Annotated in this window: 7 protein-coding genes; 5 read left to right on the top strand and 2 right to left on the bottom strand. The window is 56.9% G+C overall.

Annotated elements, in window-relative coordinates; all coding sequences use genetic code 11:
* Nucleotides 1-598 precede the first annotated feature (598 nt).
* Nucleotides 599-1,570, top strand: coding sequence for a hypothetical protein (locus VAE57_RS10935; protein ID WP_322821914.1), 972 nt, complete (start codon nt 599-601; stop codon nt 1,568-1,570).
* A 93-nt stretch (nt 1,571-1,663) separates the two neighbouring features.
* Here VAE57_RS10935 and VAE57_RS10940 read toward each other — a convergent pair whose 3' ends face one another.
* Complete coding sequence (locus VAE57_RS10940) at nt 1,664-5,272, bottom strand: substrate-binding domain-containing protein (RefSeq protein WP_322821915.1); 3,609 nt, start codon at nt 5,270-5,272, stop codon at nt 1,664-1,666.
* A gap of 214 nt (nt 5,273-5,486) precedes the next feature.
* Between VAE57_RS10940 and nadC the strand changes: the two genes are divergently transcribed.
* Nucleotides 5,487-6,332 (top strand): carboxylating nicotinate-nucleotide diphosphorylase, encoded by an 846-nt coding sequence (gene nadC / locus VAE57_RS10945; RefSeq protein WP_322821916.1) that lies wholly within the window; start codon nt 5,487-5,489, stop codon nt 6,330-6,332.
* Between the two features lies 1 nt (nt 6,333).
* Here nadC and VAE57_RS10950 read toward each other — a convergent pair whose 3' ends face one another.
* Nucleotides 6,334-8,313, bottom strand: a complete 1,980-nt coding sequence (locus tag VAE57_RS10950; RefSeq protein WP_322821917.1) for a hypothetical protein — start codon at nt 8,311-8,313, stop codon at nt 6,334-6,336.
* Between the two features lie 634 nt (nt 8,314-8,947).
* Between VAE57_RS10950 and VAE57_RS10955 the strand changes: the two genes are divergently transcribed.
* From VAE57_RS10955 to VAE57_RS10965, 3 genes are read left to right on the top strand one after another with little or no spacing between them, the layout of a single operon-like run.
* Nucleotides 8,948-10,072, top strand: a complete 1,125-nt coding sequence (locus VAE57_RS10955; protein ID WP_322821918.1) for a glycosyltransferase family 4 protein — start codon at nt 8,948-8,950, stop codon at nt 10,070-10,072.
* Nucleotides 10,069-11,181: a glycosyltransferase family 4 protein gene (locus tag VAE57_RS10960; RefSeq protein WP_322821919.1), complete on the top strand. Its 1,113-nt coding sequence runs from the start codon at nt 10,069-10,071 to the stop codon at nt 11,179-11,181. The genes VAE57_RS10955 and VAE57_RS10960 overlap by 4 nt, the downstream gene beginning before the upstream one ends.
* Nucleotides 11,178-12,383, top strand: coding sequence for a glycosyltransferase family 2 protein (locus tag VAE57_RS10965; protein WP_322821920.1), 1,206 nt, complete (start codon nt 11,178-11,180; stop codon nt 12,381-12,383). The genes VAE57_RS10960 and VAE57_RS10965 overlap by 4 nt, the downstream gene beginning before the upstream one ends.
* Nucleotides 12,384-13,045: the final 662 nt, after the last annotated feature.

The following is a 13,045-nucleotide window of genomic DNA, read 5'->3' on the forward strand; positions in this document are numbered from 1 at the left end:
TTGGGGTGTGCGTCTTGCCCGTCTATTCTCCCTGCCTTCGTCTTAATGTCTTTTTGACTTTCTTGCCTTTTTGACATTGTAAAGTATTTTGTACAGCCTTCGGGCTGCGCTACCGGTGCTGGGGGTGCAGGGGGGCGCAGCATCCCCCTGCCCGCGCCGCAGGCGCGGATCGCGGTATTTTCACTACAGAGATACGGCGGACACAGAGGATGGGTATAAGCCGGGTTACTACCATGAGGCGTGACGGAGCACATCCACGGAACCTGGCTGCTCCCCACAGTGGGCATGTGGTTGCGTCATACGGTGTTGAGTACAACGTCGTGCTGTTCATCCTGACGGTCAGCCGCCAGTGCCTGCTCACAGCATACGTGGCAACGTGAGTTTTTATAACCCGGTTTCAGGTTATCCAACCTTGAACTACTCGTAGACAGCGATCATCATGCTTCGATTACCCGCAGGAACGGGTTACAGTGTCCTGCGGTGGCGCTGAACGTATCGCCGGTGTGCTTGACAGTTTCCGGCCGGGAGTGGTATAAGCTACGCATGACTGTTAGCAACCAAACCTGGTGCCCCGTTGCACCATTCAGGGAGAGATAGCGTGAACTATCCGAAACGCGCTCTGCTTGCGTTGTTGCCCGTGCTGGCACTGTTTCTATTGGTTGGATTGATGGCTGCCACGCCACCGGCACCGCCACCGCCGCCGAGTCTGAAGGTTGTTGAACTATCACCGCTCGAAACGGCAACCATCCCGCCAACCGCAACCGCAACTCCATCACCACTGCCATCACCAACGCTTACGCCAACCCTCGCCCGCCGCGAGTTTATCGAGTCGTATGAGGCGAAGGTTGCCCCAACCAGCTTTCTGCCCGGTCGCGGTCCGGTATTGCCGGGGGAATTCGTCTACTCCGGACGCCGCCTCGATTTTTATGTTGGTCGCGGCACCTTTAGTGCCGATCAGGTGCGCGATCTGGCGGTGAAAGCTGAATATGCCCTGGGATATTTGCAACGACGGTTCGATGTGGAGCTGACAGAACGAGTCTCGGTGGGATTCTATAATCCGGTGCTGGCGCCAACCAGCGACACACGTGGGATCGCGTATACCTACGACCGCACCAATATCCGCATCTTCTACCGCGCCAATGAAGACGCCTACCATGCGCTGGTGATTCTGACCCACGAGCTGGCCCATGCGTTGCAGGCCGAAGCCTACGGTCGCGAAGCTCAGGCGCAGGCCGATCTGGTGTTGCTTGAAGGGCTGGCAACCTGGATATCGGGTGAATACTGGCTCAGCCTTTACGATGCACCGTCTTTTCAAGCCCGTGCCCGTGAATTGTACAATGCCGGGTATCGGGGCAATCTGGCGTCGTTTGCAAACAGTGCCAACTCGATGGCCGCCTATGAGATGTGGGCTGGCTTCGTTGAGTATCTGGCCCGCACCTATGGCTGGGATAAGTTCAATGAACTGTACGCCAATGGTCGCGGGCGAGCACCGGGTTCGGCCAACTACCGCGGCATCTATGGCAAGAGTTTTCAAGAGCTGTATACCGAATGGTATGCCACGCTGCGCTAAGATTCGCGGGTTGGTGTAGTTGCACTCCAATGATAGTGATGACACCTTCGCTTGTTGCGACGGTCGTGAATACATCCACAGATCGCACCGGTATCAGCGGGCACCATTCTGTTTCAAGCGCCGATACTCTTCCGGCGATTGCCCGACCTCCTTGCGGAAGACACGACTGAAGTAGCTACTACTCGAAAAGCCTACTTCCAGCGCGATATTGGTGATACTCTTGTCGCTCTCGGCAAGTAAGTGGCGGGCCTGCAAGACCCGATAGCGGTTGAGATACTCTACCGGGGTGGTGCCAAGTTCCTGCCGAAAACAGTGGGTCAGATAGTCTTCACTCATGCCAACATAATGGGCAATATCTTGCCGGGTCAGTGGATGGGTATAATGGCTATGGATATACGCCATTGCCTTCCGTACCAGCATCTGCGCCTGATCGCTCAGCCGGCGTCGGCGCTCAAGCGCGGCCTGTAAATGGGCGAGAGTTTCATCGGCGCTGAAAATGCCTTTACTGAGGATAGTTGTGACGCCCTGGTTCAAGAGGGCCATATCTTCTTCACTCAGCATCCGACCGGTAATCACAATGACCGGGATTTCGCGTAATCGTTGATCCTCGCGCATCATTTGAAGCAAGGTAAAGCCATTCATTTCCGGCATCATTAAATCCAGCAATACCAGATCAACCGGCTGCTGCTGAAGCATGGTGAGCGCTTCACGGCCCGAACGAGCGCGGAGCACCCGATGACCGGCGCTGTATGATTGGATGATCCGGGCGTGGAGTTCAAGCGTATCGGGGTCATCATCGACCACCAGAATGGTATGGCCTGCCGATCCGGGATCACTCTTGAGCCAGTACTGATCGAGGACGCGGGCCAGATCGGCCAGTTCAACCGGCTTGGTCAGGTAGTTAAACTCAAGCACCGTACCGTGTTGTTCGGTCATCGCACAACACAACAATGGCAGATCACGAGTCGCCGAATTCGCCTTTAACACCCGAATGGCCTGCCACCATGCCTGATCGCCTTGCACCGCGTTCAGCACCACAGCGCTGTAGCTTTTGTTTAAGAGTTCACTCACCCAGGCTGCACTATCATCTATCGGGAATGAGGTGACGGCAAAACCACGTTTCTCTAAATGATGCTGAAGCCGCTCGTCGGTACCGGTTGAGAGCAACAACACACGTGATCGGGTTGGAACCGGTTGCGATTTACGGCGTTGTTTGACGGAAGGGGCAGCAATCGTGGGTAGACGGAAGAAAAAGTCTGATCCCTCACCTTCAACGCCACTTGAGTGTACGCCTATGGTGCCGCTGTGTAACGCAACCAGCCGTTTGCAGATCGCCAGCCCCAGGCCGATGCCGCTATAACCTCGTTCAATACTGCGCTCTGTGCGCTGGAATTCACCAAAAATGTGCGCCTGTTCTTCCGGTGATAAGCCAATCCCGGTATCGCGCACAGTGACCGTCACTGCATCGGCTTCGGTAGTCACTGTCAGGCTGACACTGCCGCGATTCGTGAATTTTATCGCATTAACGACCAGATTTAAGGCGATCTGCTGCAAGCGAGTGCGATCTCCCCAGACCCACGGCCCCTCGGCGGGAATGGCATCGTGCCAGATGAGGTGCTTGTCGGCTGCCATTTGCTGACCAATATCCGCTACTGCACGCATCACCTGCCCCAGATCAACAACATCACACACCAAACGCAATTGTCCGGCATCGCTGCTGGTCAGATCGAGCACATCACCGATCAGCCGGCTAAGATGGCGGGCATTGTCGTAGATACGCTTGAGGTCGTGCCGTACCTGTAGCGGTAAATGCTGCGTTCCCTCGACACTCTCGCGCAGCAGGAGATCGCTCATGCCGACAATCAGGTTGAGCGGTGTTTGCAATTCGTGGCTCACCATCGACAGGAAGCGACTCTTGAGTTGATTTGCCTCTTCAGACAGGCGGCGCCCTTCAGTTGCCGCCCGGTAGAGGCGGGCGGCATTCAGTGCGGCACTGATCTGCTGCACAATAGTGCCGTAGAGATCGAGGCGTGAGCAGTCGAAGGTGACAAAACCGGCTTCACTATCGATCCCGGTCAGCGGAATCAGGCTGAGCTGAAATGGTTGGCCCGTTGTCAGCCATTGGGAAGGCGGAAATGAGCGACTACGGATCCGAATGACTGGTTGCTGGGGCATCGTCACCGCTCGTAAGCGACACCAGGCTACTGGATCGTCGCGATCAGCTTCAAAATAGCCAATCCAGAGTAGCGGTAGGTGGAGTTCGGGCAGATGTTGGGCCAGAATGTCGTAGATGTCACTTTCAGCCAGCGCATTCAGCAAACGGGCGGTGAGGCGACCGATCCGGTTGTTGGTCTGGTGTTGGGTATGGCGGTAATGCCAGTGCTGAACGCGCATGGCCGCACTGATAGTCATGCGAGCCTCGTCGAGGAGATTCAGCGCAGCAGTATGGAGTGCCGGATCGAGCAAACGTGGCAAGACATCGCGTATGTACGAGATAGCAATCTGCCATTCGTGCGCATCATCGCCGAACGATGTCACCTGCTCGAGTATCTGAGCGAGTACGGTACGGAACTGATCAGGGCTGGCAGACTGCACACTCTCAAGAAACGCGGTAAGCAGACGCCGGCAAAGCCGATCAATCTCTTCGGATGTGAAGCCACGTGATTTCTGGCTGAGCAGATCTCTCATTGAGCGAATCACCGCATCGCGCAGATCAGTCGTGTCTGAGATATCGGGATGCAGGGAAGTCATCTCCAGGGCATCGGCCAGCACCGCATTCTGGCTACAACCGCACGACTCACGGATGATCAAACGAGTCGGCACCTGTACCAGTTCCGGCAGGGGTACCCGTTCGCGCAAGTGATAAACCATGAGCTTCAGCGCCTGATATCCCATCTTGAACAGGGGAATCTGTACCGAGGTGAGTGCTGGTTCGGCCAGCAAGCCTTCTGGCCGGTCATCAAAGCCGATGACGGCAATATCGTCTGGAACCCGGTGCCCTGCTTCCTGTAACGCCGAAATGGCGCCCAACGCCGATTCATCATTGCTTGCCAGCACTGCTGTAAACGGTACGCCTGTAGCCAGCAATTGGCGCATCGCACTGTAGCCGCCGGTGAACACGTGGCGTCCAAAGGCGATCAGGCGTTCATCAACCTCTAACCCAAACCGGGCCATGCTGCTGTGAAACGCCCGCAGTCGGTCACCGGTATCACCTTCAAGGTCGTGTTCACTACCGGCAATGAAAGCAATCTGACGATGGCCGTGTTCGATCAGGTGCTGAAGGGCGAGGTAAATCCCACCTGCATTGTTGGCGACGATAGTCGGCCCCGGCTCGCCGGAACCGACGAAGATCACCGGATGGCCGGCATCGCAAATGGCCTGCACCATCTGTGACCGCTCTGGCCGCTGCAAGGGGTTGATGATGATCAGTCCGTTGGTATTCCACGGTCCAACCGGTACAAAATTGGTATCATCAGCGATGGTAAACCATGCGGGTTGCGAGGGATCGTTGAGCTGGAGTGATGGCCCTATGCCGCACGCTAAGAGCAGATTACATTGCAGGTCTTGGGCTGCCTGTCGGATGCCGAGATAAATCGGGCTGAGGTAGCTCATGGTCAATGCTGTGCTGTAGAATTGCCAGCCGGCAATCACTCCGACAGTTGGCCAACGAGTTCGCTGCGACATTGCTCTGGTATTACGCATAGGATTTCTGCTGGTTGGCGATTGATACTTTCTATGATACTACCATTTCTGAAGTGTGGATATTGATCAAGAATATAATTCTGGTCGGGCAAGGATGGCTGTCGTGCTGTGCGATGGGAAATTGCCGACATAACGTGCAAGTAACCTCACGGTGCGATGACTATCATCGGATACAATACCGTCGGAGGATCGGGTTGTAGTAAAGGATGTCATAATGGAACTTCCCCGTCATATCGTTGACGCCGTGGTTGCGCAGGCGCTGGCTGAAGATATTGGTAATGGCGATCTGACTACCTTGACCGCTATTCCAGCCACAGTGCAGAGTACCGCGCAGATTGTGGCGCGTGAAGCCGGTGTCGTGGCCGGTCTGCCGGTCGTGATAGCCGTTTTTCGCCAGATCGATCCGGAACTGACGGTGTTATGCCACGTGGCTGAAGGCGCGGCTGTTTCTGCCGGTACGACCCTGGCAACGATTACCGGTTCGGCGCGCAGTATTCTCACCGGTGAACGGGTGGCGCTCAATCTGTTGCAGCGGCTGAGCGGGATTGCCACCCTGACTGCGCAGTACGTTGCCGTAGTGGCCGGCACGCAGGCGAAGATTCTCGATACCCGGAAGACAACGCCTGGTCTGCGTGCTCTGGAGAAATACGCTGTACAGGTAGGTGGTGGCTACAATCATCGGTTTGGCCTGTACGATGGGGTGATGTTGAAAGACAACCATCTGGCGATCCTGGCTGCCCAGGGGATCGATCTGGCCGGGGCGATCAGGCACGTGCGCCGGCAGCTTGGGCCGATGGTGCGGCTTGAAGTTGAAGTCGAGAGTGTGGCGGCAGCAGTCGTTGCTGCCGAAGCGGGGGCCGATCTGATCTTGCTCGATAACATGCCGCCTGATCAGTTGCGGCTGGCGGTACAGGCTGTTGCCGGGCGTGCCAAAACTGAAGCCAGTGGTGGCGTGACGTTGCAGACCGTGCGCGCGATTGCCGAAACTGGTGTTGATTATATTTCGGTTGGAGCGCTGACCCATTCGGTGCGGGCGCTCGATATCGGTCTCGATATTTGATTTATGGCACACCCAACAGGGCGACAGCGTCGATCTCACTCCAGCTTCCATCACGCTGATCGATGGTGATACGCGCACTGACGATCCGGGTCAGGGTTTGTTCAAAGGTGATGCTCTGAACAAATGGACATTCGGGGGCTGGTGCCGGATCGGTTCGGTAGACGACCCGATTTGTCCCCTGTTCATCAATCACTTCGACCAGCGTGATGTAGCCGGGTTGGTGATTCTGGTGAATGATCAGGCCGGTAGCGAAGACCGGATCGGCGAACGTGACCGTCAACGTCTCACGACTGCCGGGAGTTGCCGGTGCCCAGGCATTGGGGCTGTCCTGACATTCTGTGACATCAGGCGGGCCGACGGCACCGGCTGGATCATAGTCAGGCGCGTAGAAGCTGCTGGCCGTGGCTGCGCTTGCCCATTGCCGGCTGATTTCACCGGTTGGGGCGGCTGGGGTCGGTGCCAGGGCTAGCGCCGTTGCCAGCGCTGCCTCGTCGGTCTGCAAGCGGAAGGCTGATATCGCGCTATATTCGCCACTGTTGTCGCTTATCCAGACCACACCACCTGGTGCAGCAACGATCCCGTTGGGCAGACTGATCTCGCCGGGGTTGGGGATGCTGCCGGGCGTAGCCGGTGCCCCACCACGGGCCACAATTGTGCCATCGGGAGCCAGCCGGAGAATGGTACCGGCATAGGTGGCAAGGTAGAGATAGCCGGCACGATCAAGATCGATCACTGGCCCCGCTAGCAGAGTTGGGTCAGCCGGGTCACCAAAGCGCGCCAGCACACTGCCATCGGGAGCCAGTTTGACGATCGCGCCGGCAAAACTCTCTGCCAGGTACAGCACACCGCTTTGATCAACCACCAGATCGGCGGGCGCCAGATCAGCCGGAAGCGTGATCCGTTCAATCAATTGACCATCAGCACTGAAACGCACAATACTGCTGACGGCCAGTCCATCGGGGCCGGGTCGGGTATCGATAGCATAGACGGTACCATCACTCCCAACCGCAATCCGTTGCGGTGCCAATAGCCCAAACTGGTCGGGAGCATCGCCATGCCCACCCCAACGCCCGATTAGATCGCCTGTCGCGCTGAAGCGCACGATAGCATTGCGTCCGTAATCAGCGACGTAAAGATCACCGTTCGGGCCAAGGGCGACATCGTAGGCGTCGAGCAGGTCTTCAGCGCCAAATGTAGTGCGTAGTGTGCCATCAGGCGCGAAGACCCACACACCGCGCCCACTTTCGGCAAGATAAATCGTACCATCAGGGGCTGCGGCCAGGCCACGGGCAGCGATAAAGCGGCTGTTCGCCGGGCCGCTGCGGCCACCGAGTCGTAACACGAAGCCGGGTGGCCCTGTACGGACGATCTGCGGCTGTGCGGCCAGGGCGAGTGGGGTTGGTGTCGGGATAGCCAGTGGCAAGAGTTCAATACTTGCGAATATCTGATCGATAGTTGCTGCTTCACGCTCCCACTGATCGCCAGCGGCCTGGGCCAGGATACGCACGATGTGCGTGTCATCAACCAGCACGAGCAGGCGTCCACGGCCACCGGTGCCACTAACATCGGCCTGCAATCCTTGAGCGTTGCCCAGACGGATTGGTTGAGTCGGCGCAATCGTATACCCGGACGATTGGATTGCACTGCTGGCCAGCTCGAAGACGGTTTCGGGATTGGCTGTGCCATATTGCGCCGTAAACACCGGGACTGTTGTGGTGTCGATCAACAACAACGGTGCATCAATCACCGTTGTATCGAGGGCAGTTGCCGTCGCGGCAATCCGCAGTGTGTTGGCCTCTACCCGACTCTGCCAGCCTGCCGGCAAACGTAAACGTAACCCAAATTCGGCAAAGGTTACATCCTGTTCAAGCAGGATCGGCGTTGGAACTGGCGGAACCGGCGTAGGCGTTGGTGCCGGTGGTGCTGAACAGGCCACCATCATGCCGGTTAGCAAGATAACGGTCACGAGACGAAGAAACATGCCGGGTCCTCTGTTGATCAGGAAGCGAGATTTCAGTTGTATCATAACAAATGCGCAAAGATTGCTGGCGTGATCTGCCGACAAAACATCGGGTGGCCTTCACCTTCCCGACGAGACTCCGCAGTATGCCTCAACAATCTGATAGAACTTCTTTTATAAAAGCTGTGCAGTCGTGCTCCCAGACCGTTGCACAGGCGCATGAACGCTTGCCAATCACCAACGACAGCATATTTTACTCCCAGGCTACCAGTATGGCGGCGAAGAGGGCTGACGATCATTTCCGCTACCATCACGCGCTGGATAGATTGCCTTGCCCGCTCGTCATGTGCGTGTTGCGCGGTGTGGAGTGCGGCAGCATGGCTGCCGCAGCAGCTGTGCTCACGCACCAGGACGTGGCACGCCGTTGAACCTGCTGGTCATGCGGATGCTGGGAGTGATCGTTACGATCTCAGTAATGAATTGAGATAGCTTCTACCCTCATAAGCTCATTTTGCCCAGATTGATATGACAACATTGCAAGCGTATCACCTATTTCATTAACGCTAAGGTTATACCTCTTCGTTATACTCAACGTAGATCGCGGTTTCCTTTGCGCTGCGCAGGAACACTCTGAACATTCCGATCAGGAAAAACTATGAACGGTTCAGCGCTCTACAACATCGGCTTTGTGCTCGAACAGGCCCTGGGGCATGTGACTCACGCCAAAAACTTACAGGCGAATATCAGCAATGATCCTGATGTCCGCCCGCATTGGGCACTCATTCCGTTTGAAACCCATGGTCTGGCAGCGCGTATACCACTCTACAAAAGCAACTGGACAGTGCGTGCCGGTCTGCGGGCGCGCCGCTCATTGCGCCGACTGACCAGACACACGACCCTTGATGCGCTCTTTTTTCATACGCAGGTGCCGGCGGTCCTGGCTGCCGATTGGTTGCGGCGCTACCCCGGCATCGTCTCGCTCGATGCCACACCGTTGCAGTACGATCAACTCGGCCCGTACTATCAGCATGATCCAGGCCCGCCATGGCTGGAACGGATTAAATGGCAGCTCAATCGGCGTTGCTTTCAACTGGCCCGCCATCTGGTCACCTGGAGTCAGTGGGCGAAAGATGGCCTGATCGAGGGTTACGGTGTGCCGGCAGATAAGATTACCGTCATCCCCCCCGGCGTGAATGTGCATGAATGGCAACGCCCCACACCGCGCACCCGTCACGAGGAGCCGGTAAAAATTCTGTTTGTGGGTGCCAACCTCGAACGCAAAGGGGGGGTGCTGCTGATCGAAGCCTTCCGGGCACTGCGTCCGCTCGGTGTTGAACTGCATTTGGTAACCAAAGACCATGTGCCAGATGAGCCAGGGGTGTTTGTCTATCACGGGATGCAGCCGAACAGTGCCCCGCTGAAGGCACTCTACCACCAGGCCGATATTTTTGCCTTGCCAACGTTCGGCGATTGTCTGCCGATGGTGCTTTCGGAAGCGGCGGCAGCCGGCTTGCCGGCGGTGACGACCCGTGTCGCAGCTATTCCCGAAATTGTCCGTGACGGTGAGACAGGCTTATTGATCCCGGCTGGTGATCTGCGTGCGCTCACCGAGGCCCTGCGTCGCCTGATCACACGTCCCGACGAGCGATTGCGGTTTGGCGAGCGGGCAACGATCCACGTGTCACGTATGTATGACGCCCGCCATAATGCCGGGCGATTGCTTGATTTGATCAAGGGAGAGGTCGATCTGGCCCGTATGCAAGAGAGGATTCCGGCGTGAATCAGGTTTTGCTTACTGTTTCAGGAAATATTCCATCTGATCTTGAACAGCAGATTGCTGCCGGTCGGCGCCCGCGTGCCGATTATCTCGAACTCGCTCGCCACTTTGGAGCCGATCTGATTGACTATCGAATTGCCCGTGAGACCAGCGGGCTGGTCGGTCGTCTGTTTGAGCGCCTGGGAGGGCCGAACCTGCTGCTGGCCTGGGCCTGTTTTACCCGTCGTTATCGCTATCAGGCGATTGTCACCGATGGCGAACAGGTTGGTTTGCCGCTGGCAGCCCTGCTCAAGTATTTTACGCCCAACCGGCGGCCCCGCCATCTGATGATTGTCCACGTGTTGTCAGTGCCGAAAAAGATGGTCTTCCTTGATCGTTTTGCTGTCCATACCCACATTGACCGTTTTATGGTCTATTCAACGTGGCAGCAGCGATTTATCACTCAACGGTGGGGCTTACCTGTGAAAAGAGTGCCGTTCACCCCATTTATGGTTGACGACCAGTTTTTTCATCCCCGTCATGCACCGCCGCGTCCAACCCCACGCCCACAGATTTGCGCTGTTGGGCTTGAACGGCGTGATTACCCAACACTCCTGCGTGCTGTTGATGGTCTCGATGCAGACGTGGTTGTGGCCGCTGCCAGTCCGTGGTCGAAACAGAGAGATACCACCCGGAACCAGCCGATTCCACCCAATGTGCGTGTCCAGAAGTTCAGTCAGTACGACTTACGTCAGCTCTACAGCGATAGCCAATTTCTGGTAATGCCGCTCGAACCGGTAGAGTTTCAGGCCGGAGTAACGGCTATTCTGGAAGCAATGGCGATGGAGCGGGCAGTCATCTGTACCGCAACACCCGGTCAGACCGATGTTGTCGTTGAGGGGGAAACCGGTCTGTACGTACCACCACGCGATCCGAATGCCTTGCGGAAAGCGATTGAACACCTCCTCGCTGAACCGGAAAAGGCAGCCCGTATGGGACGCGCCGGGCGCCGGCGGGTTGAAGAGGAGATGAACCTCGATCATTACGCTGTACGTCTGACCGATTTTCTCTACGAGACACTGACCGAAGTCGGTGTTGAGCCGCTGTCGGTTAAGCATAAGGAGCGACTATGATGTCGTTGATGTGGGGCTTGTCGACGGTGATCTTTTGGGTCGGCGGGATTGTGCTGGCAGGGATGGTGGCCTATCTTCTGCTGCTCACCGGAGCAGCCTTTTTCGCCCGGCGCACGACAACGCTTCGTCCGCATCCCACCACGCGCTTTGTGATCATGATACCAGCGCACAATGAAGAGCGCCTATTGCCCGATCTGCTGACCAATCTTCAGCAACTCGACTATCCACGTGATCTCTACACAGTACACGTCGTTGCCGATAATTGTTCGGATCAGACTGCCGCAGTGGCTGCCGCGCATGGCGCCATTGTCCACGAACGATTTGATCAGACGCTGCGTGGCAAGGGGTACGCGCTGGAATGGTTGTTGCAGCAAATCTGGCTGCGTCAGGAACCGCACGATGCGGTTGTCATTCTCGATGCCGACTCGGTGGTCTCGACCACATTTCTACGGGTGATGGATGCCCGGCTGGCGCAGGGTGAACGAGTTATCCAGGCTTACTACGCGGTACGTCAGCCCGAAGGCGCGTGGAGTGCCGGCATCCGTGCGGTGGCCTTAATTGTCCTGCACTACCTCCGCCCCCTGGGCCGCATGGTACTTGGTGGTTCAACCGGCTTGAAGGGCAATGGGATGGTCTTTGCCGCCGAGATTCTACGGCAGCAGCGCTGGACAGCCTCACTGACAGAAGATATTGAATACCACATGCGGCTGATTCTGGCGGGCGAGCGTGCCATGTTTGCGCCCGATGCCGTAGTGTGGGCCGAGATGCCCGATAGCCTGAAGTCTGCCCAAACGCAAAATGAGCGCTGGGAGCGCGGGCGAATGGAGATGGTTCGCCATTATGTGCCGCAACTGCTACGTGAAGGGCTGCGCCGACGGAGCTTTTTGCTGATCGATGCTGCCATCGAGCAACTGATCCCGCCCTTTTCGGTGGTTACCGGGGCCAATGTGCTGATCTTGCTGATCGCCCTCATCCTGGGTGACCCGGCAGCACTTGCCCTGGCCGGTTTTGTGTGGCTTGGTCAGGTTGTGTATATTCTCAGTGGGCTGATCCTGGTGAAGGCACCGTGGCCGGTCTACCGCTCGTTACTTTTTACCCCGCTGTTTGTGATCTGGAAGCTGTGGCTCTACATCCGGCTGCTGCTCGGCATCAAACCGCGTGACTGGATTCGGACGGCCCGGAATCGGGCTCCGCATTCGTGATGGTAACAGATGCCTGTTTGAAACTGGAAACGACACCTGTGTCAGAAGAGCGCGGGTGTGCGACAACCGGCGCGGGACAATGGTGGCTAACCACCATGTCCGCTTCTCTTACTAGAACTTATTTCATAAAAAGCTGTACTATCGCGCTCTAATAACCATCTCCGGTACCATCACGCGCTGGACAGGTTGCCTTGTTCGCTCATCATCCACGTGTAGCGTCGTTTGGCGTGCGGCAGCCATGCTGCCGCGCCAGCCGTACACACGATATGGCGCGTGTCACGTCGTTGATCCGGCTGGTCACGTGGACGCCGGGTGTGCTCGTCACGAACATAGAATCGGGCGGCAATGTGAGATACCTTCATAGTAGATGTTTTTTGAAACAGGCTCTAGAACTTATTTCATAAAAGCTGTGCTCTCTGTCACCAGACGGTCGCACAGGCACTGAACGCCTGCCAATCACTAACGACCGTATTGTTCTGCTCCCAGTCTGCCGATATGGCAGCGAGGAGTCTGACGACCATCGTCAGTGCCATCACTCGTTGGCTTGGTTATCTTGTCCGTTTTTCATGCGCGTGTCGCAGCGTTTGGAGTGCGGCAGCATGGCTGCCGCACTCACGATCCGGCACGTGTCATGACGTTGATCCTGCTGGTCATGGGGATGC

Source organism: Chloroflexus sp. (genome assembly GCF_034434295.1).
Classification (GTDB): Bacteria; Chloroflexota; Chloroflexia; order Chloroflexales; family Chloroflexaceae; genus Chloroflexus.